This is a genomic window from Stenotrophomonas sp. 278 (genome assembly GCF_003935715.1).
Classification (GTDB): domain Bacteria; phylum Pseudomonadota; class Gammaproteobacteria; order Xanthomonadales; family Xanthomonadaceae; genus Stenotrophomonas; species Stenotrophomonas maltophilia_AH.
Window position 1 is genome coordinate 1 of record NZ_RHPP01000066.1, and the last position, 25,006, is coordinate 25,006.

24 protein-coding genes are annotated in these 25,006 nt (G+C 64.1%); 9 read left to right on the forward strand and 15 right to left on the reverse strand.

Going from position 1 to position 25,006, the window contains the following annotated elements; genetic code table 11:
- Both EGJ34_RS12155 and EGJ34_RS12160 read left to right on the forward strand, forming a co-directional pair.
- The coding region (locus EGJ34_RS12155; RefSeq protein ID WP_148100496.1) for an AraC family transcriptional regulator at positions 1 to 658 on the forward strand (658 nt) is incomplete at its 5' end.
- On the forward strand, positions 631 to 1,866 hold the full coding sequence (locus EGJ34_RS12160) for an alpha/beta fold hydrolase (RefSeq protein WP_260476980.1): 1,236 nt from the start codon (positions 631 to 633) through the stop codon (positions 1,864 to 1,866). The genes EGJ34_RS12155 and EGJ34_RS12160, both read left to right, overlap by 28 nt.
- Positions 1,867 to 1,902: 36 nt before the next feature.
- Here EGJ34_RS12160 and EGJ34_RS12165 read toward each other — a convergent pair whose 3' ends face one another.
- Positions 1,903 to 2,151, reverse strand: coding sequence for a hypothetical protein (locus EGJ34_RS12165; protein ID WP_125360739.1), 249 nt, complete (start codon positions 2,149 to 2,151; stop codon positions 1,903 to 1,905).
- A 270-nt stretch (positions 2,152 to 2,421) separates the two neighbouring features.
- On the opposite strand from EGJ34_RS12165, the gene EGJ34_RS12170 reads away from it, so the two are divergent.
- Together EGJ34_RS12170 and EGJ34_RS12175 are read left to right on the forward strand one after the other, a co-directional pair.
- A complete protein-coding gene (locus EGJ34_RS12170; RefSeq protein ID WP_125360740.1) occupies positions 2,422 to 5,454 on the forward strand; it encodes a sensor histidine kinase in 3,033 nt (1,010 codons plus the stop codon).
- The gene (locus EGJ34_RS12175; RefSeq protein ID WP_125360741.1) at positions 5,447 to 6,073 is read left to right on the forward strand and encodes a response regulator transcription factor; all 627 of its coding nucleotides are present in this window, start codon (positions 5,447 to 5,449) and stop codon (positions 6,071 to 6,073) included. Before EGJ34_RS12170 ends, EGJ34_RS12175 begins: the two co-directional genes overlap by 8 nt.
- A gap of 65 nt (positions 6,074 to 6,138) precedes the next feature.
- Here the strand turns inward: EGJ34_RS12175 and EGJ34_RS12180 are convergent, their stop codons facing one another.
- From EGJ34_RS12180 to EGJ34_RS12190, 3 genes are all read right to left on the reverse strand, one after another.
- Positions 6,139 to 6,900 (reverse strand): NAD(P)H-binding protein, encoded by a 762-nt coding sequence (locus EGJ34_RS12180; protein WP_125360742.1) that lies wholly within the window; start codon positions 6,898 to 6,900, stop codon positions 6,139 to 6,141.
- A gap of 10 nt (positions 6,901 to 6,910) precedes the next feature.
- A complete protein-coding gene (locus EGJ34_RS12185) occupies positions 6,911 to 7,348 on the reverse strand; it encodes an AraC family transcriptional regulator (RefSeq protein ID WP_125360743.1) in 438 nt (145 codons plus the stop codon).
- Positions 7,349 to 7,527: 179 nt separating this feature from the next.
- Positions 7,528 to 8,505 carry an SDR family NAD(P)-dependent oxidoreductase gene (locus tag EGJ34_RS12190; RefSeq protein ID WP_125360744.1) on the reverse strand — a complete coding sequence of 326 codons (978 nt, stop codon included), beginning with the start codon at positions 8,503 to 8,505 and terminating at the stop codon, positions 7,528 to 7,530.
- An 88-nt stretch (positions 8,506 to 8,593) separates the two neighbouring features.
- On the opposite strand from EGJ34_RS12190, the gene EGJ34_RS12195 reads away from it, so the two are divergent.
- Together EGJ34_RS12195 and EGJ34_RS12200 are read left to right on the forward strand one after the other, a co-directional pair.
- Positions 8,594 to 9,502: an AraC family transcriptional regulator gene (locus EGJ34_RS12195; RefSeq protein WP_125360745.1), complete on the forward strand. Its 909-nt coding sequence runs from the start codon at positions 8,594 to 8,596 to the stop codon at positions 9,500 to 9,502.
- Positions 9,503 to 9,756: 254 nt separating this feature from the next.
- Entirely contained in the window at positions 9,757 to 10,593 is an 837-nt protein-coding gene (locus tag EGJ34_RS12200; protein WP_125360760.1) for an alpha/beta hydrolase, read from the forward strand.
- 117 nt (positions 10,594 to 10,710) lie between these two features.
- Here the strand turns inward: EGJ34_RS12200 and EGJ34_RS12205 are convergent, their stop codons facing one another.
- Positions 10,711 to 11,001, reverse strand: coding sequence for a type II toxin-antitoxin system RelE/ParE family toxin (locus EGJ34_RS12205; RefSeq protein ID WP_125360746.1), 291 nt, complete (start codon positions 10,999 to 11,001; stop codon positions 10,711 to 10,713).
- On the reverse strand, positions 10,998 to 11,252 hold the full coding sequence (locus EGJ34_RS12210) for an antitoxin of toxin-antitoxin stability system (RefSeq protein WP_221740416.1): 255 nt from the start codon (positions 11,250 to 11,252) through the stop codon (positions 10,998 to 11,000). The genes EGJ34_RS12205 and EGJ34_RS12210 overlap by 4 nt, the downstream gene beginning before the upstream one ends.
- A 224-nt stretch (positions 11,253 to 11,476) precedes the next feature.
- Between EGJ34_RS12210 and EGJ34_RS12215 the strand changes: the two genes are divergently transcribed.
- Positions 11,477 to 12,436: a kelch repeat-containing protein gene (locus EGJ34_RS12215; RefSeq protein ID WP_260476981.1), complete on the forward strand. Its 960-nt coding sequence runs from the start codon at positions 11,477 to 11,479 to the stop codon at positions 12,434 to 12,436.
- 3 nt (positions 12,437 to 12,439) lie between these two features.
- Here EGJ34_RS12215 and EGJ34_RS12220 read toward each other — a convergent pair whose 3' ends face one another.
- From EGJ34_RS12220 to msuE, 6 genes are all read right to left on the reverse strand, one after another.
- Positions 12,440 to 13,825, reverse strand: a complete 1,386-nt coding sequence (locus EGJ34_RS12220; protein ID WP_125360749.1) for an NAD-dependent succinate-semialdehyde dehydrogenase — start codon at positions 13,823 to 13,825, stop codon at positions 12,440 to 12,442.
- 48 nt (positions 13,826 to 13,873) lie between these two features.
- On the reverse strand, positions 13,874 to 14,635 hold the full coding sequence (locus tag EGJ34_RS12225; protein WP_125360750.1) for a hypothetical protein: 762 nt from the start codon (positions 14,633 to 14,635) through the stop codon (positions 13,874 to 13,876).
- A gap of 359 nt (positions 14,636 to 14,994) precedes the next feature.
- Entirely contained in the window at positions 14,995 to 16,035 is a 1,041-nt protein-coding gene (gene ltaE, locus EGJ34_RS12230; RefSeq protein WP_260476982.1) for a low-specificity L-threonine aldolase, read from the reverse strand.
- 148 nt (positions 16,036 to 16,183) lie between these two features.
- Positions 16,184 to 17,209 (reverse strand): methionine synthase, encoded by a 1,026-nt coding sequence (locus tag EGJ34_RS12235; protein WP_125360751.1) that lies wholly within the window; start codon positions 17,207 to 17,209, stop codon positions 16,184 to 16,186.
- Between the two features lie 9 nt (positions 17,210 to 17,218).
- Positions 17,219 to 18,217: a DUF1852 domain-containing protein gene (locus EGJ34_RS12240; protein ID WP_125360752.1), complete on the reverse strand. Its 999-nt coding sequence runs from the start codon at positions 18,215 to 18,217 to the stop codon at positions 17,219 to 17,221.
- Positions 18,218 to 18,265: 48 nt separating this feature from the next.
- The gene (msuE, locus tag EGJ34_RS12245) at positions 18,266 to 18,847 is read right to left on the reverse strand and encodes an FMN reductase (RefSeq protein WP_125360753.1); all 582 of its coding nucleotides are present in this window, start codon (positions 18,845 to 18,847) and stop codon (positions 18,266 to 18,268) included.
- A 76-nt stretch (positions 18,848 to 18,923) separates the two neighbouring features.
- On the opposite strand from msuE, the gene EGJ34_RS12250 reads away from it, so the two are divergent.
- Entirely contained in the window at positions 18,924 to 19,838 is a 915-nt protein-coding gene (locus EGJ34_RS12250) for a LysR family transcriptional regulator (protein WP_125360754.1), read from the forward strand.
- Positions 19,838 to 20,656: a methylenetetrahydrofolate reductase gene (locus tag EGJ34_RS12255; RefSeq protein ID WP_125360755.1), complete on the forward strand. Its 819-nt coding sequence runs from the start codon at positions 19,838 to 19,840 to the stop codon at positions 20,654 to 20,656. Before EGJ34_RS12250 ends, EGJ34_RS12255 begins: the two co-directional genes overlap by 1 nt.
- 2 nt (positions 20,657 to 20,658) lie before the next feature.
- On the opposite strand, the gene EGJ34_RS12260 is transcribed toward EGJ34_RS12255, so the two are convergent.
- From EGJ34_RS12260 to cobN, 3 genes are all read right to left on the reverse strand, one after another.
- Entirely contained in the window at positions 20,659 to 20,991 is a 333-nt protein-coding gene (locus EGJ34_RS12260; protein ID WP_125360756.1) for a DUF2149 domain-containing protein, read from the reverse strand.
- Positions 20,991 to 21,467 carry a MotA/TolQ/ExbB proton channel family protein gene (locus EGJ34_RS12265; RefSeq protein ID WP_125360757.1) on the reverse strand — a complete coding sequence of 159 codons (477 nt, stop codon included), beginning with the start codon at positions 21,465 to 21,467 and terminating at the stop codon, positions 20,991 to 20,993. Before EGJ34_RS12265 ends, EGJ34_RS12260 begins: the two co-directional genes overlap by 1 nt.
- A gap of 3 nt (positions 21,468 to 21,470) precedes the next feature.
- On the reverse strand, positions 21,471 to 25,006 hold a 3,536-nt coding region (cobN, locus tag EGJ34_RS12270), incomplete at its 5' end, for a cobaltochelatase subunit CobN (protein ID WP_125360758.1).

Sequence of the window (25,006 nt, forward strand, 5' to 3'; positions counted from 1 at the left end):
GTCCGAGGCGGCCCGGACGCTGGCCGGTGGCCGGGCGGCCATCCTGGATGTGGCGCTTGCGGCCGGCTATGCCTCGCACGCGGCCTTCACCCATGCCTTTACCGAGCAGTTCAAGGTGCCCCCGGAGCAGGTGCGGCGGGACGGGCTGCATGGATTGGCGCTGGTGGAGGCGATCAAGCTCGATGCGCCTTCCCTGCCCTGCGAGGTCGAGCCGGTGCGACGCCGGGTGGAGGGGTTCCGTGTAGCGGGGGTGTGCGCCCGGCACACGGCGGCCACGGTGGCCTCCATTCCTTCGCAGTGGCAGCAGTTGGCGCTGACCCGGGAGCTGGGGCGGGACATTGCGTATGGGGTCTGCTGCAAACGGGATGCCGAGGGAGCGTTTGATTACATTGCCGGCGTGGAGATTGGAGTGACCGCTGCGGTGCCGGCGGCGTGGCAGGCGGTGTCCATTCCGGGTGGCGAGTATCTGGTGGCGTGGCATGCGGGTCATATCTCGACCATTCGGTCCACCTGGTATTGGTTGTTGAACGATTACCTGCCGGGGGCTGGGTTGGCTTTGGCGAATGCGCCGGATTTTGAGCGGTATGACGCGCGGTTTGATGATCGTACGGGGTCTGGTGGTGTTGAGATATGGATTCCGCTGGGTGGTTCGAAGTGATTCGGGGAGAGAGTGCTGTGCGAATGATTGCGGCTTTTGTTGCGGTGTTGGGTTGTTTGGTTGTGCCAGTTGCCATGGCGAAGAGCAGCCGGGCAGAGCCCGGCTCTACGGGTTCCATGGCATCCAGCGTATCCGTGGCGTCCATGGCATCCAGCGTTTCCGTGGCGTCCAGCGCATCCAGTGGTCGCGCGGCCGCGGATGATCGCGTGGTGGGCGAAGTTCATGGGGTGGCGCATACGGCTAGTGCTGCTATTCGTGATGCGGAGCGCAGTGACGAGGTCCGGTTCACGGTGTGGTATCCGGCGCAGCCCGGGGCGAAGGAGGAGCCGATTACGCTCGGGCCGCCGGGGAATCCGTTGTTCGAGGTGGGGTCGTCCGCGGCCGATGCGCCCGCGGCGGATGGACGCTGGCCGGTGCTGCTGCTGTCGCACGGCAACGGCGGTACAGCGCGGATGATGGGCTGGTTCGGGACGGCAATGGCCCGCGCGGGTTATGTGGTGGTGGCGGTGGATCATCCGGGCAACAACGGGATCGATGCGATGACCGCCGCCGGCAGCATCCTGATGTGGAACCGGGCTGACGACCTGGCGGCTGCGTGGGCCGCTGTCCAGGTTGACCCCCGCTTCTCAGCGCATGTGGATACCAAACGCCTGGGATTGGTGGGCTATTCCGCCGGAGGCTACACCGCATTGGTGGCCGCCGGGGCCCGACCGGACATGGCGCGGCTGGTCACGTTCTGCAAGGCCAATCCGAAGGACGGCGTCTGTGCGCCGCAGCTGGAGAATCCGGAGTTCACTTTTGAGCGGCGGATGGCGTTGGCGGCGGCACCGCAGGTCGCCCCCTGGGTGGCCAGGTCAGTCGAAGATCGCCGCATTCCGAACGTGCGCGCGGTGTTCCTGATGGCACCGGCGATTGTGCAGGCATTTGATCCTGCCGAGTTGGCGAAACTGGATGTGCCACTGTCGGTGGTTGTGGGTGAAGCGGATGCTGTCGCCTCCCCCGCTACCAACAGCCAGGTCATTGGCGAGGCGAACGATAAGACCCGGTTGCAGCTGCTTCCTGCCGTGGGGCACTACGACTTCCTGTCCGAATGCACCGCGCTTGGGCGCGAGCGGGTGGGCCCGCTGTGTGAGAGTCGTGCGGATAGGGCCGTCACCCATCAGGCGGCGATCCAACAGGCCAAAGCGGTGTTCGACGCCGTACTGTGACCGCAGCTGATGCCGGGCGGAGGCCGGACTGACGGCTCACTTGTCATCTGGCGTGGTCGAGTGCAGATGTACGACCCGGCGCCCGTGCAACAGGGCGTCCAGCGAAAATGCGCCGGGTCCCAGCAGCGCAAGGGCGAAAAACAGACATAGGTGAACCAGCGATTCCCCCATCTGCTGGAACTGCACCAGCGCGACGACCGGGTGCATGCACGCGACCAGCGCGGCCCCCGTGCTGACCAGTCCGGCCAGTAGCGCAAAAGCGGCCAGTGCCGCCAGCAGGGTCATCAACAAGGTCAGAACGCCGGACACCTCCAGGGTAAGTATCTCGCTGCCCAACGCTGCGGCCCCCGCAAAGCGCAGGAGTACCAAGCCGACGCCTGCGGAGCCGCCGGGAAATCTATGGATGTATCCAGTCATGCAGCAAGATAGCCCGGCTCACGAATGGGGCAAGACTCGAAAGAGGGGTGCCGGCCCATCTGAACGGGGGGTATCATCCGCAGGCGGATCCGGGTTGCCGGGCCCCTGCCCTGCTCTTGCGCTCACCGGCGGTGATCGATGTGGCTCGCCAAGCTCCTCACCCTCAGCTTTTTCGTGCTGGCATCGCCGTGTGTCAAGGCAGCGCAATCGCCTACCCTGAGTGGTTACGTGCACCAGCGCTGGCTGGAAGAGAACGAGGCACCGGTTCCGGTGCTCTCGATGACACAGGGGCGGGACGGTTTCATCTGGCTTGCAACGGGTGACGGTCTGTTCCGGTTCGAAGGCACGCGGTTTGAACGGCTCGACGCCGAGCTTCCGCTCAGGAACGACGCCCCCAGCGCGTTGCTGGCTACGCGATCTGGCGACATCTGGGTGGCATTCGAAAGCTCGCATCGGTTTGCGGTATTCAAGAACGGGGCGCTGCGCCTTCGGAGCGGCGCGCCGGCACCGGATCGTGTTGTCAGCATGGCGGAGGGCAAGGATGGCATCGTCTGGGCGCTGACCGCCAACTACAACGCCCAGGTGCTGCGTCTTGGCGATGGCGCACCGCGGATATTCGACGCGGACGACGGACTGCCTGAAACCAATGCCTCGCACATACTGGTTGCCGGTGACGGCACCCTGTGGGTTTCCGGCAGCGAAGGCGTGGCGTGGCTGAAACCCGGCGAAGAACGCTTCACCTACCGGCCGACCGGCTCTCCCACCCGGCTCTCGTTGGATGCAGACGGCAACCTCTGGGCCTCTGATCGCACAGGCACGTATGTGCTGTCGACGGACGACGATATCGACGTCTCGCAGTCGTCGAAGGTGCGGCATCCCACCGGCGACCTGGATATCCGAGCCGTGCCGCTGTTTGATCGGCAGGGCAATCTCTGGGTCGCAACGCGCAGCCAGGGCATACGCCGCTTCCAGAGCGTCGGTGCCGGATCATCGCTGCAGCCGCCTGCAGAGTCCTTCGGCAGCCGCGAGGGCCTGTCGTCCGATATCACGCACGGAATCTTTGAGGATCGGGAAGGAAACCTCTGGGTGGGCACGGAGGGCGGACTCGATCGACTCAGGCAAGCGGCGTTCGTACAGGACCCACAGTTGACGACGCCGGCGCGGTTCGGAGACAAACTGCTCGCCGCGCGTGACGGGTCGGTGTTCATCGGTCAGGCGGCCACCCTCTTCCGGGTTCCGAAGAACGGCGCACCCGCACCGATCATCAACGACCTCGTCGAGCCGGAGGCATTGTGCGAGTCCGGTGCTGGCGAACTGTGGATCGTGTTGCGCTCAGAAGTACTGATCTGGACGGCAGGTCGGGGACTTCGAAGGATGCCCCGCCCCGATCTCCAGGCCCGGCACAACATCGCCTATGACTGCGCCTTTGATGCGCAGGGCGCATTCTGGATGTCCGCGGCGGGAGGCGGCGTGCACGTTTTTCGGAATGGCCGCTGGCAGAACGTGTTCAACGCCGGCCACGATGCGACGACGTTCCCGACCACCCTCACCGCCACGCCAGGAGGTGGCATCGCGTTCCAGTCCGGGAATCGACTGATCCGCATCGAGGACGGGCGCTCATCCACCATCCCGCTGGACTTCGGCGACAGTCCGATCAAGGTCCTGACGCTGCAGCGGTCGCAGGACGCCCTTTACGCAGCAGGAGCCTTCGGCCTTACGCGCTATCGCGCGGAAGCCAGGGAGACAGCCTGGTCGCCCGACATCGCGCCCGGAAGCCGGATCAGTGGGCTGGCCGAGACCGCCAGCGGCGACATGTGGCTTGCGTTTCCCCAGATGCTGGCGCGGATGACGCGCGACGAACTCGACAGTGCGTTTGCAAATCACAGCCTGCATGCCCCAGGCGTGTCACTGGGGCGCGGGGACGGCTTGTCAAGTCGTCTCCATTCGCATTCCCAACGCACGCTTGCGCTGGGCGGTGACGGACGTTTATGGATTGCGACGCAGGCAGGCACGCTGTGGCTGGACCCGGCTTCGGTGTCCAGCAACACCATCGCTCCCGGCGTCGCCATCACCGCGTTGAAGGACGGATCAAAGATCCACCGCGATCCCCGCCAGGTCGAACTTCCTGCGGCTACCACCAAGCTGGAGATCGACTTCGCGGTCCTGACCTTCGTTGACCAGCGGCGTGCGCAGGTGAAGTACCGGTTGCAGGGATTCGACCAGGACTGGGTCGATCCCGGGCAGCGCCGCCAGGCGTTCTATACCAATCTCCAGCCGGGCAGCTACCGGTTCGAGGTGATGGCCGCCAACAGCGATGGTGTCTGGCGCGCCATGCCGGCCTCGGTGGATTTCCACATTCCCAAGACCTTCATCCAGTCTGGCTGGTTTCCCCTGCTCTGCCTGTTTGCGGCCTTTCTCTTCCTGCTGGCACTGCATCGCCTGCGCGTCAGGCAGGCATCCAGCCAGATACAGACGCGACTGGAAGAGCGCAATGCTGAGCGTGAGCGGATCGCGCGGGAGCTTCATGACACGCTGCTGCAAGGCGTCATGGGGCTTGTGCTCCGGTTCCAGGCGGTAGCCAATACGCTGCCAAAGGAAACGCCGGTGGGCAGAAAGCTGGACGCCGCCCTTGTTGCCGCAGATGAAGTCGTGACCGAGGCGCGCAACAGTGTGCACGGCCTGCGAGGTGCGGACGACAGCGAAGACCTGCTTTCAGCGCTGAAGCGGGTTGCAGCAGCCACCCCGTTCCGGGCACCCGTGGCCGTGCGCATCCTGCTGGAAGGTCGGCCCCGCCGCGTTCACCCGCTTGTGGCTGAGGAGATCATCAAGATCGTCAGGGAGGGCCTCTTGAACATCGCGCATCACGCCCAGGCCTCATCGGCTGAGATTGCCGTCGACTACGAGTCCCGTCGCCTCGCGGTGAGGCTGCGGGACGATGGTGTCGGGCTTCCGTGTGAGGTGATTGAGCAGGGGTACAAACCCGGCCACTTCGGGCTGATCGGCATGCGCGAGCGTGCCGAACGGATCGGAGGGACACTCAACATCGTCAGTGTTCGCGACGATGGCGTCGAAATTACACTGCTGCTGCCGGGAAAGCTTGCCTATGGCAACCCTTTCAAGCGGAAGCATTCCTGGTTCAAGAAACTTTTCCGGAGATTCTCCAATGACTGACATGCCAGTGCGTGTCCTGGTGGTGGACGACCACCCTGTGTTGCGAGCAGGTGTGGGTGCCCTGGTTGAGGACCGCAGTGACATCACGATTGTCGGCGAGGCCGACAACGGCCACGAAGCCCAGCGGCTGTATCGGTCGCTGCTGCCGGATGTGGTGCTGATGGACATGCAGATGCCCGGTGCGAACGGGTTGGAGGCGATCATCGCCATCCGTGCGGAGTTCCCTGATGCGCGGATCATCGTGCTCACCACCTATCAGGGAGATGCACTGGCGGTGGGTGCGCTGAAAGCCGGCGCGATGGGCTACCTGCTCAAGAGCGGGCTGCGCACGGAACTGGTTGATGCGGTACTGAACGTGCATCGTGGCAAGCGCCACGTGCATCGTGAGGTTGCAGACGAGATCGCGCTCCATGTCGGTGAGGCTGTGCTCACCGAGCGTGAAGTCGCCATCCTGAAGTTGGTTGCCAATGGCAAAGCCAACAAAGAGATCGCCAGCGGGCTGGACCTGACTGAAGCGACCGTCAAAGGTCACTTGAAGAACATCTTCGGCAAGCTTGGCGTAGCCGACAGGACACACGCTGTCACCATTGCGGCACGGCGGGGCATCATCGAACTGTAGCGAAAAGCAGGCTGCCGTGCCCGGGGGAGAGAAGCAGGCACGGCAGCTGATGTTGCCCTCTTGATTCAGGCCGCGACGCGGCGGTTGATCCAGCCTTCGAGATACACCTCGCCCAGCCGTGCATGTCCCAACGGGACCAGGGAGTCGACTCTCACCGTGCCGCCGAAGTAGCGGGCCGCCGGGTCACGCTCGACCGGCCGGGGATCGCCCGATGCCTGCAGAAAGCGGCGGATGTACTCGTCGAACGGCTGCCGTTCCGGACCGGCGATCTCGACCGTGCATCGAAGCGGGTCGCCGGTTGCCACGTCGACCAGAGCGGCGGCGACATCATCGGCGGCGATGGGCTGGAACATGCCGCCAGAGAGCCGTACAGCACCATCGACGGTGCTGCCGTCGGCGATTCCGCCGAGAAACTCGAAGAACTGCGTCGACCGGACAATGCTGTACGGAACGCCGCTGCTCTTGGCAACATCCTCCTGGACCAGCTTGGCGCTGAAGTAGCCGTTGTCCGGCATGCGATCCGAGCCTACGATGGAGAGCAGAACGTGGTGGCCAACACCCGCCTGCACTTCGGCGCGTGCGAGGTTTCGCCCTGACTGCCCGAAGAAATCTCGCACCGCGTTCGGTTCCAGCGAAGGCGCATTGGAGACGTCCACGACCACGTCCGCGCCGCGCATCACGTCAAGCAGGCCCTTGCCCGTGATGGTATTGACGCCTGTTTCAAGTGCGGCAACAACCGGGTGATGCCCAGCTGCTTTGAGCATCTGGACTACTTTTGAGCCGATCAGCCCGGTTCCGCCTACCACTACCACTCGTTTTACGCTCATCTTTCTATCCTCAGAGGGTGGGCACGACATGCAGCGCGTGTGCGAGCTCCGCGTTCCGATGCGCGTAGCGCCGCGGCGTGGTTCCGGATACCCGACGAAACACCTTGTTGAAATGAGCCTGGTCGCAGAAGCCGAGGTTCGTGGCCAGCACCGCCAGCTGAAGTTCCGGATCGCGGTCGAGTGCCGACCGAGCAACTTCAATCCGACGTCGTGCTACGTACTCCACGAACGTCATTCCCATTGACATGGAGAAGCATCGCGAGAAGTGATATCGGCTTACGCAGGCAGCATCGGCAACATCGTCCAGGCGCAGGGGGAGGAACAGATGCGCATCTATGAAGCGCTGAGCGCGGGTGAGCGCCGCAGCCCTCAATCCTGGCACCGTGCGCTGCTGGGCCTCAGGAAGCTCTGATGGCACGGTGCGGCCGCATTCCGGAATACTGGACATTCTTCATCCCCAAGCCCTGGACGGTGTGTTTCGATCTACTGCAGGTCTAGGATGGCGACGCAGGAATGGAAGCGAATCCCCCGATAGCGTCAGTTCCGGACTCCCGTTCGTAGTGCTGGCAACCCCGCCTTTTGGGCAGAGAAGGCCTCTTCCGCGGGCCTGATTCCAGTGCGGCCGCGTCAGGAAAGCGGGAGATCAAGCCCTTCCCTTTCGACGCTCAATCGCCAGAGCTGCTCCGCCCGGGCAGCGTCAATCGCGTAGGGTCGAACACCGCGAAGCAGATCCGGTTCAACCGCGGCGATATCGCCGTCTTCGCAGTAGACGCCGCCCAGGCCCTCCAGGTCACTGGCTGTCGCACACCACACTGTGGTTGCTGCGCCCTGCTGTACGGTCTTGAGGTCACGCGTGGGGTCGATGACGGGCGATCCATCAGGGTGGATTGCGCCGTAGGCTTCGATCTCTTCCCTGCTCATATGTCGGGCGAGGTTGCCGAGGATGGCACCCGGATGCACGGCAAACGCACGAATACCCTTGTGGCGACCGCGCTTGTCAAGCCCGACAGCAAACAGGCTGTTGGCTGTCTTGGACTGGCCGTACGCCTGCATGGGGTCATAGAGGCGGTCATGGAAGTCAATGTCATTGAAATCAATGTCGCTCAACATGTGTCCACGTGAAGAGAGCGCCACGACCCTGGCGTTGCCTGCGGCGACGAGCGCGGGCCAGAGCCTGCAGGTAAGCCGGAAGTGACCGAGGTGATTGGTGGAGAACTGTCCCTCGTACCCCGCGGCGTCACGGAACAGCGGAGTGGCCATGATTCCAGCGCTGAGTACCAGGAGGTGCAGGGGTTGCTGCCGGGAGAGAAAGTGGCTGGCAAAGGTGTCGATGGAGTTCCGGTCCAACAGATCAAGCGGAACCACCTCCGCCGACGCAACCTGGGCGTGTACCTTCGCCGCTGCATTTTCATTACGTGCCGGCACGATGACGTGGGCTCCGCGCGACGCGAGCACCCTCGCTGTTTCCAGTCCGATCCCGGACGCTCCCCCCGTCACGATCGCGATGATCCCCGACAGGTCGACGCCTTCGGCGATCGTGTCGGCAGTGGTCGCCGGACCAAATGGGGTTCCAAGCGGCTGTTGAAGATTCTTGCTGTTGTTCATGAGTGACACCTGTTTGGGCGGGACAGAATGTCAATGAACGCAGCTTTCCCCCATACTTGATCGTCTCGAATTCTGTTGCGAACGTCTCATGACTACGCCTGAAGATCCCTTGTCACAGGTGCTGTCCCTGGCCCAGGCGCATTCAGCGGTCTCCACCGGACTTGAGGCTCGCGGCCACTGGGCGATACGCGTGTCCCCTACGCAGCTGCTCAAGTGCAATGCGATCAGAGCCGGACAGTGCTGGCTCGACGTCACTGGAACGCGGACACTTCTTGAGACCGGTGATTGCTTCCTCGTCGCGCCAGATCACGCATTCGTGCTGACCACCGATCCAACCCTTGCGCCGGTGGCCGCCGAAGACGTCTTCGCCGGCAGCGCATCGGCACCCTACGCTCAGCTTGACGGCGGCGATGGTGCCGGATTGCGCTGCATTGGCGGGCGAATGGAGTTCCCCGGGGCGGCTGAGTTGCTCATTTCGGCGCTACCTCCCGTCGCGGTTCTGCGAGCGGGCACTCCAGCCGCAGATCGCATCCGCTGGCTGCTCGATCGGCTCGAGGATGAGTCCACGCAGGCGGGGCCTGGCAGCGCTGCGATGTCGTCGGCCCTGATGCAACTGGTGTTCATAGAGCTGCTTCGCGGCGTGCCTGAAGTGAGCGCCAACGGTTGGCTGGCCGCCGTTGCGGATCCGAAGCTGGGACTCGCGCTGCAGGAGATTCATCGCGATCCAGGCCGGGCGTGGCGACTTCACGAACTGGCAAAGATCGCTCTCATGTCTCGATCACGCTTCGCAAAGCGATTTCACGATGTCGTGGGGAGATCGGCGATGGACTACCTGCTGCACTGGCGCATGACGCTCGCCAAGCGCCAACTGGCACGACCGGGCGTGAGCGTGGCAAGCATTGCTGAGATGTTGGGTTACAGCTCCGAGAGCGCGTTTGGCGCGGCCTATCGTAGAGCGACCGGAAAGACGCCGCGCGGGCATCGCCTGTCGAAGTGAATCCGCCAGGCTCCTGATGTAGAGCGCGCAATAAATTCCTATTCGGACTCCCCTTCCATGCCGATAGTTGCCCTGTCACCACGAACAAGGCATCTGCAATGAGCGAACTGGATGATCTCGCAATCGCCAATCCCGGCCGCCGTGACGTGCTGGCACTCAGCGTTGGCGTTGCCACGCTGCTGGCGGCCGGTGGCATCCCTCTGTCCTTGGTCGCCGCCTCCTCAGCTCCCTCCCCCACGAACGGAGACACCACCATGTCAAGCGTCAGCACGAAAGACGGCGTAGAAATCTTCTATAAGGACTGGGGCCCGCGCTCCGGTCAGCCCATCGTGTTTCATCACGGATGGCCACTGAGCAGTGATGAATGGGACACGCAGATGCTGTTCTTCCTCAGTCACGGTTACCGGGTAGTCGCGCACGACCGTCGCGGGCACGGGCGCTCGTCGCAGGTGAGCGAAGGCCACGACATGGACCATTACGCGGACGATACTCTCGCCGTGGTGGAGCATCTCGATCTTCGCAATGCCATCCACGTTGGGCACTCCACCGGTGGCGGTGAAGCCCTGCACTATGTCGCCCGTCATGGGCAGAAGCAGGGTCGCGTCGCGAAACTGGTACTGATTGGCGCCGTCCCACCGACCATGCTCAAGAGCCCTGCCTATCCCGGCGGGCTGCCGATGGAGGTGTTCGACGGATTCCGAAGCGCATTGGCCGCCAACCGCGCCCAGTACTACCTGGACCTGCCCAGCGGGCCGTTCTACGGCTTCAACCGAGCCGGTGCCAAGCCGATTCCGGGGGTGATCCAGAACTGGTGGCGTCAGGGAATGGCCGGCGGTGCGAAGGCCCACTATGACGGCATCAAGGCGTTCTCGGAAACCGACTTCACGGAAGATCTCAAATTCGTCACGGTGCCGACATTTGTCATGCACGGCGATGATGACCAGGTCGTGCCGATCGGGAACTCAGCACCGTTGTCAGCGAAGCTGCTGAAGAACGCCAAGCTGAAGATATACCCTGGTTTTCCCCATGGCATGTGCATGACCCACGCGGACGTGATCAATGCCGATCTTCTTGCTTTCATGAAGGCTTGAGATCCGCGGCCGCGACGGCATTCCGGATGTCGTCGCGGTCGCGTTGGGCCCAGGGTGCATAGACGACCCTCACTCGTTGCCAGGCATGCTGACCCGTCTCGCGGCTGGTGCTTCGTTTCAGCTGCTCTTAGGGGGCCACTGGCGCGCCGTATGAACCAATGCCAAGATCCATACGATTCCAGCCTCTTCCGCAATCTGGTACACAACGCGATAGCTCTCATGTACGACCCACTCGCGGGTTCCGCTAACTCTCCCTGCGCGCCCGATCATCGGGAACTCAGCAAGCTTGGCAGCGGCGTGGGCAAACAATTCGTCCATCAGAATTGCGGCAGATGGACTATTTGACGAAATGCTCTGCCAGATGTCGTAGCGATCTTGTCTGGCAGATGGCACCCACTGGACTTTCACTTCTGCTGCGATGCCGCTGCACGCAATGCGGAGAATTCGGCTTCGATTTCGTCATTTGGCATCCCTTCTCCTGCTCGAATGGAGGCTCGGGCGGCGTCGACCTTGCGCTGCAGAAAGGCGTCGTATTCGCGCGCCTCACGCTGACGCTGGATGAATTCACGCATCATCTCGCGCACAACCTGTGACGCAGGACGATGAGCGGCTTCAGCTGCGGCCATGAATTCGTCCCGCAACTCTGATTCCAGCTTCATCGTGAACATCGCTTCTTTGGGCATGGCGAGCCTCACGGGTCGATCAGGTGTACACGAAGTATATACCTGATCCATACGCTCTACAACGTCGAGCAGGCTGGACAACGCTGCCTAAGCCGCGATGCTGTAATTTGCGTCTCCAGAATGACTCAGACACAGAGGCAGGCATGGCGGCTCAAAACTTTGCACGCTTGTTGTTGGCGACAGCCGTGTTGGCATTGTGCATGGGGGTCAGCTCTTTGAGCGCCAGCCCAGTAAAGCGCCAGGCTCCCCAATGGCAACCCATTGAAACAGCAGGGTCGTCGCAGGAGAGGCACGAGAGCTCCGCTGTCGTGATCGGCGACCATCTGTACGTGGTCGGTGGCCGTGGCGAGCGCCCGTTGCAGGCGCTGGATTTGAAGACGCGCACATGGCGCACGCTGGCGGCTCCGCCGCTTGAGGTCCATCACGCTCAAGCGATTGCCCATGCCGGCAAGCTGCTGATCATCACCGGTTTCACTGGCGGATTCCCGGACGAAACGCCTCTGGCAAACGTGCTGATCTATGATCCGGCCGCAGATCGTTGGACGCAGGGCGCGGAGATACCCGCAGCACGCCGCCGCGGTGCCGCCGGGGTGGCGGTTGTGGGGGACTTCGCCTATGTGGTTGGCGGCAATGCCAAGGGCCACAACAGTGGGTACGTCACCTGGACCGATGCCTTCAACATTGCCACCGGCGAATGGAAAGTGCTGGCCGACGCACCGCACGCACGTGACCACTTCCACGCGGTGGCACTGAACGGTGCCATCTATGCGGCCGCCGGCCGGGAGTCGTCACACGACACCGGCGAGTCATTTTCCAGAACGGTGAAGCCGGTGGATGTCTACGACATCGCCAGCAATACCTGGCATACCCTGCCCTCGCCCATACCCACTGCGCGCGCCGGAACGTCGGCGGTGGCAGCGTCGGGCAAGGTGATCGTGCTGGGTGGTGAGAGTGCCAGCCAGAAGGAGGCACACAACCAGGTGGAAGCCCTCGACACGGCATCTGGCGAGTGGATCACGCTGCCCGGATTGACGCAAGGCCGCCATGGTTTCCAGGCGGGACGTCACGGAAACAGCGTGGTCGTCGCCGCCGGAAGCGCCAACCGTGGCGGCGGGCCGGAGCTCAACAGCGTGGAGCTGTTGAGCGTGGAGCCGGACTGAGTCTTACGCTGCCGACGGAATCTTGATCGACTTCACGTTGACGAATTCCTTCAACCCCTCCGGACCGTGCTCGCGCCCGTAGCCGGAGGCTTTCACCCCGCCGAACGGCAGCGTCGGGGATGCCACGTCGAAGGTGTTGATGAACACCATGCCGGTGTCGAAGTACTGGGTGGCCAGCTTGCGGGCGCGCTTTACGTCGCGGCTGAAGATGCCGCCGCCCAGGCCATAGCGGCTGTCATTGGCGATGCGCATGGCGTCTTCATCATCCTTGGCACGGATGATCGCAGCGGCCGGGCCGAACAGCTCGTCCGCATACGCCACCTGGCCGGGGGCCACGTCGGCCAAGACGGTTGCCGGGTAGAACCAGCCGGTGCGGTCCGGCACGTTGCCGCCCACCAGCAGGCGTGCGCCCTGTGAGACACTTTTGCTCACCTGCTCATGCAGCTTGTCGCGCTGCGCCTTGGAGACCAAGGGCCCGAGCTGGGTATCGGCGGCGTTGGGGTCACCCATCGTGATGGCTTCGAACTTCTTCGCGTAGGCACTGACGAAGGCGTCATAGTTCTTCTCGGTCACGATGAATCGCTTGGCATTGACGCAGGTCTGGCCGTTGTTGAACAGGCGGCCCTTGACGCAGGTGTCCACGGCGAGTTCGAGGTCGGCATCGTCCAGCACCAGGTAGGCGTCATTGGAGCCCAGCTCCAGCACGCTCTTCTTGAGTACCTGCGCCGCCTTGGTGGCCACGGTCCGACCGGCATCCTCGCTGCCGGTAAGGGTGACCGCGCGCACCAGCTCGTTCTCCACGATGGCATTGGACTGGTCATGAGTGATCAGCAGCACGCCGAACAATCCCTTGGGCAGCCCGGCACTTTCGTAGATGTCGCGCAGCAGCAGACCGCTGCCGGTGCAGCTTTCGGCATGCTTGAGCAGTACGCCGTTGCCGGCCATCAGGCTGGCAATCGAGTAACGGATCGCCTGATAGGCCGGGAAATTCCACGGCTGGATGCCGTAGACCACCCCGATGGGCGAATGGGTGACGATGCCCGTGGCACCCTCGACCTCGCGCTCTTCATCGGCCAGCACGGAGGGCCCCTGCTGGGCGGTGTAGTCGCAGATGGCGGCACACAGATCCACTTCCGTGCGGCTGTCTTCGATCAGTTTGCCGACCTCATCGGTCATCAGCTGGGCGAATTCTTCCTTGCGCTCGCGCAGTGCCTTGGCGATGGCGGCAATGACCTTGGCGCGCTCGTCAAGGCTGCGCAGCCGCCACTGCAGGTAGGCCTCGTGACTGGCTTTGACCACGGCCGTTGCTTCGTCGTCGGACAGATAGTCGTAGGTGGCCAGCACCTCTTCGGTAAGTGGGTTGATGGTGGTGAGCTGTTTCTTGGACATGAAACGAAATCCTTCACTTCGGGGGAGAGTTGGGTGGGAGCGACGGCCTCAGAGATGCGCCTTGCGATGGCGCTCCAGCACGGGTTCGACGTCGGCCAGCGCCTGCATCACCTCGCGCTGCCAGTCACCCGACCGCAGGGTGCGCACGGCCGAATGCGCCGCGCATACCGTCGGGGTGTCAGCCCATTCCGTGGCCAGCGCCCGCGCCCAGCGGGCGAACGCGTCTGCGGCCTCGGGGACCGGCCTGAGCGCCTTGCCCAGCATCGGGTGGAACTTCAGTCGCGATTGCGGCAGCAGTCTGCCCAGCCAGCCGGGGGCGGCGAGCACGTTGAGGGTGTCATCCACATGCACGATGCCACTGCGGCGGTGCCGTACCAGTACGGACGCGGCGTGCACCTTGTCGTCGGACGTCACCAGGTCCAAACCTTCCGGTGTCGAGAACGCCAGGTCGTCACGGAACTGCTCCTGGGTAGCCGCATCCTCGATCACGGCGGAGTCCCACCTCACCGTGGGTGCCTGCTGCTGATGGCGGCGTGTTCCTATCATCCTGGCGCGCGGCAGCAGCTGGTGCATGCTGTAGCAATGCAGAGTGTGGAACGGATGCACGTTGATGATGGCTTCGACCAGATCGCCATTGCCGGTCTGCGCGAGAAGTCCGGTGCGGGCGTCCTCGTCCAGGGCATAGCTGTCGATCACCAGGTAGCGGCCATTGCTGCGGCGGATCAGCGACATCTGGGTACCGACATCGAGAAGGCCGCCAATGCGGTGATGACCACGGAAGTTCCAGAAGTCTTCGGCCAGTTGTTGCATGGGTGTGGAAGTCCGGCGTGGGGGCTGGGCCTTGCGATGATCGGCCCCGGCCGGTTCCCATGTCGTGAATTCTGCAGACGCGCGACTCACCCAAGGTTCACTGCGCGATTGGAGTGAGGCACTGGCCGTAGAGCCACGCCCTGCGTGGCTGCGCGGTGCCGGGTTGGTCGAAGCCACGCAAGGCGTGGCTCTACGCCGGAATTCCGCGCATACAGTCATCAAGGCGGGTTCTGTATTCCGACGCGGAGATTGGGATTCCGATCCCTGTCGGTGAGAGCGCTGCGCGAGCAAGTCCGTTCGGCTGCGCGCGAAGAGCAGCCGGGCAAGCCCGGCTCTACGGGAGCATCGGCGGCCCGGACTTACGCGGATGCGTTCTGGATCACGGCGACGGTGCGGTCGATGGCAGCGCGGTCTACCTGCCAGTGGGTCACCAGCCGCATCTTGCCGCCGTAGGGGCCGTTGGCGCGGATGCCTTCCGCAGCCAGAGCAGCGGTGAGCTGGTCTGAATCAACTGTTTCCGGCAGCGCAAACCAGACCATGTTGATGTGAACGTCGTCGGAGTCCACCGCGATGCCGGGCACGGCGGCCAGACGTTCGGCCAGGTAACGGGCGTTGGCATGGTCCTCGCCGAGGCGCCGGGTCATCTCGGTCAGGGCGAGAATGCCGGGCGCGGCAAGCACGCCGGCCTGGCGCCAGCCGCCGCCGAGCAGCTTGCGGTTGTAGCGGGCGCGCTTGATGAAGTCTGCCGGGCCGGCCAGGATCGAACCGACCGGTGCTGCCAGGCCTTTGGACAGGCAGCACATGACGGTGTCGACGTGCTGGGTGATTTCTTTTACGTCGCAGCCGAGATGGGTGGCTGCGTTGAACACCCGGGCACCGTCCAGGTGGATGGGAATGGCGTGCCGACGGGCAATCTCGGCAGTCTCGACCAGGGTCGCCAGTGGAATCACGCGGCCGTTGCCGTGCGCGTTCTCCAGGCAGATCAGGCCGGTGCGGGGAATATGGATGTCCTCCCCTACCCGGATGCGCGCTTCGATCTCCCTGGGCTGCACGACGCCGCGGTCGCTGGCGATGGTGCGCAGCTGTACGCCGCTGATCACGGCGGCGGCTCCGTTCTCGTGCCAGACCAGGTGGGAGTCGTCGCCGGCGATGACCTCGTCGCCGCGCCGGCAATGGGTGAAGACGGCCAGCTGGTTGCCGAACACACCGGTGGGAACGAACAGGGCGGCCTGCTTGCCCAGCATGTCGGCGGCGAGGCGCTCCAGCTGGATGACGGTGGGGTCGTCGCCGTACACATCGTCGCCCACCTCGGCCGACGCCATGGCGGCGCGCATCGCCGGCGTGGGCTGGGTGACGGTGTCGCTGCGAAGGTCTATCCACTGCATGTTCGGGGTGTCCACGGGTTGAGTACCGTGGAAGTATCGTTCAATCCGGGGTGCGGCGGTGATTGAGCGCCGGAATGTAGAGCGGGGCTTGCCCCGCTGCCGTTTGCGCGCGAAAAAGCAGCCGGGCAAGCCCGGCTCTACGAAGGCCCGGCGGATCCCATGTCTACAGCTCGGCGCGGATGATGGCCGCACCGGCGGCGAGTGCCTGCAGCTTGCCGCGCGCGACGCTGCGCGCCAGCGGGGCCATGCCACAGTTGGTGCTGGGGTACAGCTTGTCCGCATCCACGAACTTCAGGGCTTTGCGCAGGGTGGCGGCCACCTCTTCCGGCGTCTCCACGGTGTTGGAGGCCACGTCAATCGCACCGACCATCACCTTCTTGCCGCGCACCAGCTCGATCAGGTCGATCGGCACGTGCGAGTTGTGGCATTCCAGCGAAATGATGTCCAGGTTCGACTGCTGCAGCTTCGGGAACGACTCCTCGTACTGGCGCCACTCCGAACCCAGCGTCTGCTTCCAGTCGGTGTTGGCCTTGATGCCGTAGCCGTAGCAGATGTGCACGGCGGTCTCGCACTTCAGGCCTTCGATGGCGCGCTCCAACGCAGCCACGCCCCAATCGTTCACCTCGTCAAAGAACACATTGAAGGCCGGCTCGTCGAACTGGATGATGTCCACCCCGGCCGCTTCCAGCTCGCGGGCCTCCTGGTTGAGGATCTTCGCGAACTCCCAGGCCAGCTTCTCGCGGCTCTTGTAGTGCGCATCGTACAGGGTGTCGATCATGGTCATCGGACCCGGCAGCGCCCACTTGATCGGCTGCGTCGTCTGCCCACGCAGGAACTTTGCGTCGTCCACGAACACCGGCCTGGGCCGGCTTACTTCACTTACCACGGTCGGTACGCTGGCATCGTAGCGGTTCCGGATGCGCACGGTTTCGCGCTTCTCGAAGTCCACGCCACTGAGGTTCTCGATGAACGTGGTCACGAAATGCTGGCGGGTCTGCTCACCGTCACTGACGATGTCGATGCCGGCGTGCTGCTGTTCCTGCAGCGAAAGACGCAGTGCGTCCTGCTTGGCTTCAATCAGGGCCTCGCCTTCCAGCTTCCAGGGCGACCACAGTTTCTCGGGTTCGGCCAGCCAGGATGGTTTGGGCAGGCTTCCGGCGGTCGAGGTGGGCAGCAGTGTGTTCGTCATGTGCGTGGTTCAGGCCTTTGCGGTGGGTGCGGACCAGTTGGCGGCCCACTGGTTGAGCGTGCGCTGGTGGGGTTTGATGAAGGTTTCCTCGGTAAACCGTCCCTGTTTGACCGCCAGCTGGCTGCGCTCTTCGCGGTCATAGACAATGCGGGTGGCCGAGTAGTCCTCGTGCTTCAGGCTGGGCTGGTAGACCTTGCCCGCCGTGGAATTGGCGTTGTAGATCTCCGGACGGTAGATTTTCTGGAAGGCTTCCATCGTGGCGATGGTGGCGATCAACTCGGCATTGGTGTAATCGGCCAGCAGGTCGCCCTGGAAGTAGAACGCCAGCGGAGCCACGCTGCGCGGCGGCATGAAGTAGCGCACCCGCAGCCCCATCTTGCCGAAGTAGTCATCGGTCGGGGAGAACTCGCTTTGCTTGTACTCCACGCCCAGGATCGGGTGATGGTTCTCGGTGCGGTGGTAGGTTTTGCTGCTGGAGACGCTGATGCAGATCACCGGCGGCTTGGCGAAGTTGGCCTTGTAAGCTTCTGAGCCGAGGAAGTGCCGGAACAGCTTGCCGTGCAGGTCGCCAAAGTCCTCCGGTGCGGAGAACGCGGCCTTTCCTTCGTTGTGCTGGGGCAGCAGTACGCTGAAGTCGTAGTCGCGCACGTAGGAAGAGAAGTTGTTGCCGACGATGCCGTCAGTGCGCGTACCGGTCTGCTTGTCGACGATGGTGGTCTTGAGCATCTCGATCAGCGGGAAGGTTTCGCCGTCACTGCCCTGCTCCACCTGCATCTCCACCGTGATGATGTCCAGCTCGACCGCGTAGCGGTCCGCGTTGGGGTTGTCCCAGTGCGCCAGGTCATTGAAGCGGTTGTCGATCATCCGCAGCGTGTTGCGCAGGTTTTCCTGGCGACGCTCGCCCCGGGCCAGATTGGCGAAGTTGGTGGTGATGCGGGTGCCGTCGGCCGGACGATAGTTCTCGTCGAAGGCGATGCGCTTGATGCTGAAGGTGAAGTCGTGGCTCATGGTGACCTGCCGTGATGGTTTGATGCTGAAGGTGGGTTGCAAGATGGCTCAGGCCGCCGCGACGGCGCTGGCAGCGCGTGGCTCGCTGCGCCGGGCCAGCTCAAGCAGGGGAATGGCGCGCTGAACGGCGAGCTGCGCGCGATCCAGCAGCGCCGCGTTGTGCAGCCGGCCGTCCAGGAAGTCGCTGTCGGTGGCGTAGACGCCAAGCGGCAAGGTGCGCGCCTGGAAGAAGCTGAACAACGGGCGCAGCTGATGGTCGATCACCAGCGAGTGGCGCTCGCTGCCGCCGGTGGCGGCCAGCAGAATCGGGGTGTCAACCAGTGCGTCCTGGTCGATGAAGTCGAAGAAGTGCTTGAACAGGCCGGTGTAGGAGCCGCGGTAGACCGGGGTGGCCACCACCAGAATGTCGGCCTGCTCCACCGCCGCCAGCTCCTCTTCCACCGGGGCGGGCAACTGGCTGCGCCAGGTGGTGCCGGTCAACTGGGGCGCGACCTGGCCCAGCTCCACCAGACGTTGCTGGCAGGGAAGCTGCGAACCAATGAGGCCCATCAGGTGCTGGCAGAGGGCGGCGGCGCGGGAGGTGCGCTGCAGGCCCCCGGAAACGGCGACTACGCGGAGGGAATCTGTCATCGAATCGATGCTATCGGCGACCTCCCATGACGTAAAATGGTATTACTTCACGTATCCATGAGCAGGATTCATCGTAATGCTGGAACGTATCCATCTCAGCATTGTTCAGCAGGTTGAGCAGCAGGGGTCGCTGACCGCTGCGGCCGGAGTGCTGAACCTGACCCAGTCGGCCCTGAGCCATAGCATGAAAAAGCTGGAACAGCAGTTGGGCACCCCGATCTGGCTGCGCGAAGGCCGCAGCCTGCGCCTGACCCAGGCCGGGCAGTACCTGCTGGCCGTGGCCAACCGGGTGCTGCCGCAGCTGGACCTGGCCGAAGAACGGCTGGGCCAGTTCGCCCAGGGAGAACGGGGTGCGCTGCGCATCGGCATGGAGTGCCACCCCTGCTACCAATGGCTGCTGAAGATCGTGTCGCCCTACCTCGCCGCCTGGCCCGACGTGGATGTGGACGTGAAGCAGAAGTTCCAGTTCGGCGGCATCGGGGCATTGTTCGGCTATGAGATCGACCTGCTGGTCACCCCCGATCCGCTGCTGAAGCCCGGGCTGCGCTTCGTGCCGGTATTCGATTATGAGCAGGTGCTGGTGGTGGCCAAGGATCATCGGTTGGCCAAAGCGGCGTTTGTCGAGCCGCAGCAGCTGACCCCGGAAGTTCTGATCAGCTACCCGGTGCCGTTCGAGCGCCTGGACATCTACAACCAGTTCCTGTTGCCGGCCGGGGTCAGCCCGCGGCGGCACAAGGCGATCGAAACCACGGACATCATGATGCAGATGGTGGCCAGCGGGCGCGGTGTGGCGGCCATGCCTCGCTGGCTGGTGGAGGAATATGCCGCAAAAATGCCGGTGGTACCGGTGCGATTGGGGGCCAACGGAATTCCCAAGCAGATCTACCTGGGGGCCCGGGAAGCCGATATTGATGTCGACTACCTGCGCGCCTTCGTGGAACTGGCCCGGCACAGCGACACCAGTGGTGTCCGCTCAAGCGCGGGGGGCTGATGGACGCCTGGTCGCTGGAGGTGAGTGCGCGCAGCATTCCGGCACTCCGTTCCGTGGCCGACCGGGTGCCGCCTGGAACGCTGATCGCGATTCCCTACCTTCCCAATGAAGATGACGAAGCCCGGCTGGCGGCTGCCCGCGCGGTGCGTGAGCTCGGCTTCCAGCCCATGCCACACCTCTCGGCACGGCGGATCGACTCGCGTTCGATGCTTGAGCGGTTCATCACACGTGCTGTTGAGGAAGCGGCTGTCGAACAGTGTTTCGTGATCGCTGGCGATCCTTCCACGCCTTCAGGTCCGTTTGCGGACAGCGGCGCGTTGATCGCGACCGGCATTCTGGAAGGTTCCGGCATCCGTGCGGTGGCGGTAGGCGGGCATCCGGAAAATCACCCGGTGATGAACCCTGAACAACGCTGGCAGGCACTGCAGTACAAGTGTGAGGTCATCGAGCAGCGCGGCATGACACCGTCCATCGTGACCCAGTTCGCCTTCGATGCAGGCATCGTGCTGGGCTGGCTGCAGGAACTGCGCAGCCGGGGTGTCGAACATCCGGTGCGTGTAGGCGTACCCGGTCCGGCCAGTGTAGTGGTGCTGGCCCGCTACGCTGCGATGTGTGGCGTGGGGGCGTCGGCCGCGATGCTGGCCCGCTACGGCGTGTCGATTGGCAAGCTGCTGGGTACGGCGGGCCCGGGCGTGTTCGTGGACCAGCTCAGTCATGGTCTGACCGAAGCGCACGGGCACGTGAGCCTGCATTTCTTCCCCTTCGGTGGAATTTCGCAGTCGTTGAAATGGATCGAGCAACGCCAGTCCAGGTCCTGACGCTACTTTGCGCCGGACTGATCCGGTGCGCCCTCCGGCACATACACCATCCGCCCATCAGGAAGCCGGTAGGTGACCCCGGCCTTGACCCCGCCCCCCTCGCCTATTTCCCCGGTGGACTCGTAACGGGTGAGCTCCTCGCCCTGCTTGATGGTGATGCGCATGTCCGGCTGACCGGGGTTTTCGATCACGGTCACGTCCTGGGTGGAGAATGGATTGAGCGGGTTCCTGACGATGACGATCATCAGGATGCCGGTCACCACCAGAAACAGGTCGATCAGATTGACCACCGACAGGATGGGATCATCGGCTTCGTCGTCATCCAGGAAGCGCATCAGCCAGCCTCCTGCGCACGCTCGATCTGGCGCAGTTCTTCCAGCAGCCAGCGGCGGCGTACGGTCATGATCAGGAACGTGAGGCTGGCCGACACCAGCGCAAGGATCACCGACGAGAATGCCACGACCATGTTCTCGCCTACGCCCTGTGCGTCACTGCGAGTGAGTGCCAGCAGCGCTGGCCCCATGGGAATCATGGTGGCGACCAGGCCCAGCATCGGTGCCGTGCGCGAGACGATGCGCAGCATTTCCAGCCGCTTCAGAATCCACAGCTCTGCATCGTCGCTGGTGCCGCCGCTGCGGGCATGCCAGCTGATCAGCGGCGAACGGTAGTCCGCGCGTCGGCGCTGCAGCGCTTCCCATGCGAAACCGCCCAGCGCGATAAACGCATAGACCAGTGCCGCAAGAATCAGCAGCAGTACCGGCACCAGAAACAGGTGGGACACGTCGTAGAGGGTTTTCTCAAGGCCATTCATGGATCAGGGTCTGTGTTGATTGCGGTAACGATGGGTGTAGGCCTGCGCGGCGGCACCGAACAGCACGAGCGCCAGCAACGCCAGTAAAGCGAGGCCGCGATGGTGAGAGGAGTCGTGCGGCGGCGGCTGGACCTGACGCATGACCCGTCCCTTCACCTGCGGGGCGGCGCTCTGCACGGCGGGCTCTGTGGCACTGGCCGCCGCGACGGGAGCTGCGGTTGCCGGCGTGGTGCCGTATCCGCTGGCCGGTGCGGTGCGTGCGATGGGCCGGGCAGCAGGCGCTTGCGCGGCAGTCAACGCGCTCAACTGCTCAAGCCGCTCGCGGAGTTCGCGACGGGTCTGTTCGGACGGGCTCCAGTAGCCGCGCGCAACGGCCTCCTGCAGGCGTTCGATCAGCTGGGCCTGGGCAGTGGGATTGGCGCGCTCGAACCATTCGCCGACGTTCTGCTGGCGAATGTCGCGCACATAGGTGTCATGCAACGCCTGCCACTGATCCTGACGCACCGTGCCCGGAGCGGTGACCTGCCAGCCCAACAGGTTGTCGGTGGTCTTGAGCACTTCAAGCGTGCCTGCGTAGCCTTCCTGCTTCATGGCCGCGATCCACGCTGGATTGAGCACCCCCGCGCGCAGCTCATCGGCCAGGAACCGCGTCGCGGTGGTGGTCCGCGGCCGGGCCTGGCGCAGGTCCGAAATGAACAACGAAGGGGTGGTGCCATCCAGGTGCCGGACCGCCAGCGCAAGCCCGCCCAGGTACTCGAACGGATGGTCGGTGCTGAGCAGGCCGTTGACATTCGAGGAGCGCGACAGAACGGCGGCCTGTACACCGCGAAGATGCTCGGCGAACAGGTTGCCGTTGGGCAGGGTCCGCACCTTCCCTTCGGCGTCATAGGCATACTGCAGACTGTCGAGGAAGCCGTTGGCGAGCGTGGCATCGTCCTTGGCCGCACCAGGGTTGCGCTCAAGCACGGCACCGTTCAATCCGCTGCCGTAGCTGCCGGGTGCATTGCTGAACACCCGCAGCCGCGCCAGGGTTGCCGCCTCTTTCGCGGTCACGCCACGCTCTCGCAGGGCCGCCTCCATCTTCAGGCTGTGGCGGGCAACGGCATTGGCCGGCGTCGGCGGCAATGCAGCCAGCCGCTCCACCGCGCCCGCCAGCAGGCGCAGGAAAGGATCGAACTGATCCCGATACACACTGGTGGCCTGAACCACCACGTCGATGCGCGGGTGGGTCATCTCCGCCTCGGAAATGATGTCCAGCGCCACCACCTTGCCGGCGTCGTCCCACTGCGGGCGCAGTCCCATCGCGTGCAGCACCTGGGCTTCCAGCACGCCGAGGTGACGGATCGCCTCGCTTGACCACAGGCTGATGGCCAGCTTCTCGGGCGTGCCGTTGCCATGCTCCTGTCGCCACGCATCCAGCAGCTGGTCAAGTGCTTCGCGGCCGCTTTCATAGGCGGCACGGGTTGAAATGCGATCGGCCTGGAAGGCATATAGATTGCGGCCACTGCGCACGTCGGGGCTGCGCACCGGGTCGCCACCGGCCCCGGGCATCACAAAGCCGCCGGCAAGTCCCCGTAGCAGCGATTCGACTTCCTGCGTGTCAGTCAGCGCGGCATCCAGTTCGATGGCACGCTGAAGCTGGGCCCTCAGCGCGGTGCTGGCATCACCAGGAATGGAGTGACGGCTGCGCACATGCCTGAGCAGCGTCTGATAGGCGAGCCCAGCACGTAGCTGGGCCATGTCGCCCGTGTTGGCTTCCGCCGGGTCCATGCCCAACGCAACCAGGTAGTCCGGTCCCAGCTGCTGCATCACGGTCAACAGCCGGGCCTCGTCGGTGGCGGGCTCGCCAAAGGTGTGCAGGCCCAGTGGCAGCTGGCGGCGTGCCAGCTCGTGCAGATGGTCATGCAGGGCCTGCAGGAAGGCCGGGAAGCGTGTCTGCATGTCCACTGGGCTCCAGCCCATGTCGGCGGCGATGCCGGACCGTTCCGCCATCCCGCGCAGCTGCGCAGCCGTGGCCTCACGCACCTGGCCGTCGTCCAGCTGCTGGTATTCGTGCACCTGCTGGTGCAGGTCACGTAGTTCGTCATACAGGCCGGAGGGCGCAAATGCCGGGGTCTGGTGACTGATCACCACGGCGCGGCCGCGGCGCTTGGCCTGCATGGCTTCGCCGATGTTGTCCTGGATGTAGGGGTAGAACACCGGCACATCGCCCACCGCCAGCCAGGGGTAGTCCGACGCCCACAGACCCCGGTCCTTGCCGGGTGTCCACTCCTGGGTGCCGTGGGTGCCAAAATGGATGAGTGCATCGGCACGCCATGTCTGCCGGAGATAGAGGTAGGCCGCCAGATAGAGATGGCTTGGTACAGCCTGCTGGTCGTGGGTGGCCTCCCCTACCCGGCCGGCACGTGGCGGCTGCGGCATGACGAGCAGGTTACCAAGCTGCAGGCGCGGAATCACGAAACTGGGCACGCCGCCGACCGCAAGTACAAATGGGCTGGCCTGCGGATCACCCCAACGCCGGGTAAGCTCGTCGCGCCGGCTCGCGGGAAGCGTCTTCAGCCACTGCGTATACCGCGAAACTGGCAACGCCACCGCGAGGTCACGATCGAGCAGGCTGCGCAGGGTCTGCGGACGGTAGTACCCGCCAAGCATGGCCTGCGCCTGCTCGATGATCCGCTGTTCGTCAGCAACCTGTACGCGATAGCCGGCGGCACCGAGCCTGGGCAGCAGCGAAGCGATGCTGCGCGGCACGTTGAGGTGCGAGGCCGAAAGATTCTTCTCGCCGTCAGGGGCATTCCAGAACAGCAGGGCCAGATGCTTGTCACCCGCTGCACGTGTGCGCAGTCGCGCCAGCGCGGCCAGCTTGCCGACCATGGCCTCGATCTGCTCTGGAATTGGTTGCAGGGTACCGCGGTCGTTGGCCGAGACGACGGTGGGATCGGAGATACCCCAGGTTTCAGGCACTGACACAAACGTCGCCATCAATGACATCGGCACGCCGCTGTTGGCGTCCCGCCAATGCTGCGCGCTGCCCTGCCGGTAGTTCAATGCCTGCAGCACGGGCACGTCGAGCCTGGCGAACTCGTCCGCCAGCGCGTTGCCGTTCTGTAGATGGGTCAGGTTGACCACGGACGAAACGTCCAGTGGCTGCACGGCTGCGGTCAGTGCCTGTTCGTTCTGCGCCTCGTACCACACGCCAAACAGTGAAAGCTTCTGCCGTCGGCCGGCTTCGATCAGGGCGTCCAGCACCTGGGTCTGCATCGAGCTGACGTTGCTGGCGGCGATGATGACCGCTACCCGCGGCCAATCCTTCTGCCCCGCGTGGGTCCAAGCCTCCAGCAGTGATTGTGCCTGTGCATGCACCGGCTGCCCGGCAGCCCCGTAGTACCCGGTAGCCGCCAGCGCCTGCGGCGGAGGCAAGGCGTCCAGCGCCGCGTCGTTGCCATGCCACGCGGCCAGCCAGCGCCCCAGCTGGGTGAAGTTGGCCTGCCCGCCGTTGCCGTAGTAGCCGGCAATCCGCCGTGCCTGCGGCGCTGGCA

Coding starts and splice junctions, on each gene's coding strand:
- EGJ34_RS12180 (WP_125360742.1), bottom strand. CDS start 6,900: ATGAGCGTAAAACGAGTGGTAGTGGTAGGCGGAACCGGGCTGATCGGC.
- EGJ34_RS12185 (WP_125360743.1), bottom strand. CDS start 7,348: ATGTCCAGTATTCCGGAATGCGGCCGCACCGTGCCATCAGAGCTTCCT.
- EGJ34_RS12160 (WP_260476980.1), top strand. CDS start 631: ATGGATTCCGCTGGGTGGTTCGAAGTGATTCGGGGAGAGAGTGCTGTG.
- EGJ34_RS12175 (WP_125360741.1), top strand. CDS start 5,447: ATGACTGACATGCCAGTGCGTGTCCTGGTGGTGGACGACCACCCTGTG.
- EGJ34_RS12195 (WP_125360745.1), top strand. CDS start 8,594: ATGACTACGCCTGAAGATCCCTTGTCACAGGTGCTGTCCCTGGCCCAG.
- EGJ34_RS12225 (WP_125360750.1), bottom strand. CDS start 14,635: ATGCAACAACTGGCCGAAGACTTCTGGAACTTCCGTGGTCATCACCGC.
- EGJ34_RS12235 (WP_125360751.1), bottom strand. CDS start 17,209: ATGACGAACACACTGCTGCCCACCTCGACCGCCGGAAGCCTGCCCAAA.
- EGJ34_RS12255 (WP_125360755.1), top strand. CDS start 19,838: ATGGACGCCTGGTCGCTGGAGGTGAGTGCGCGCAGCATTCCGGCACTC.
- EGJ34_RS12220 (WP_125360749.1), bottom strand. CDS start 13,825: ATGTCCAAGAAACAGCTCACCACCATCAACCCACTTACCGAAGAGGTG.
- EGJ34_RS12190 (WP_125360744.1), bottom strand. CDS start 8,505: ATGAACAACAGCAAGAATCTTCAACAGCCGCTTGGAACCCCATTTGGT.
- EGJ34_RS12165 (WP_125360739.1), bottom strand. CDS start 2,151: ATGACCCTGCTGGCGGCACTGGCCGCTTTTGCGCTACTGGCCGGACTG.
- EGJ34_RS12215 (WP_260476981.1), top strand. CDS start 11,477: ATGGGGGTCAGCTCTTTGAGCGCCAGCCCAGTAAAGCGCCAGGCTCCC.
- EGJ34_RS12250 (WP_125360754.1), top strand. CDS start 18,924: ATGCTGGAACGTATCCATCTCAGCATTGTTCAGCAGGTTGAGCAGCAG.
- msuE (WP_125360753.1), bottom strand. CDS start 18,847: ATGACAGATTCCCTCCGCGTAGTCGCCGTTTCCGGGGGCCTGCAGCGC.
- EGJ34_RS12210 (WP_221740416.1), bottom strand. CDS start 11,252: ATGAAGCTGGAATCAGAGTTGCGGGACGAATTCATGGCCGCAGCTGAA.
- EGJ34_RS12260 (WP_125360756.1), bottom strand. CDS start 20,991: ATGCGCTTCCTGGATGACGACGAAGCCGATGATCCCATCCTGTCGGTG.
- EGJ34_RS12265 (WP_125360757.1), bottom strand. CDS start 21,467: ATGAATGGCCTTGAGAAAACCCTCTACGACGTGTCCCACCTGTTTCTG.
- EGJ34_RS12200 (WP_125360760.1), top strand. CDS start 9,757: ATGTCAAGCGTCAGCACGAAAGACGGCGTAGAAATCTTCTATAAGGAC.
- EGJ34_RS12240 (WP_125360752.1), bottom strand. CDS start 18,217: ATGAGCCACGACTTCACCTTCAGCATCAAGCGCATCGCCTTCGACGAG.
- EGJ34_RS12170 (WP_125360740.1), top strand. CDS start 2,422: ATGTGGCTCGCCAAGCTCCTCACCCTCAGCTTTTTCGTGCTGGCATCG.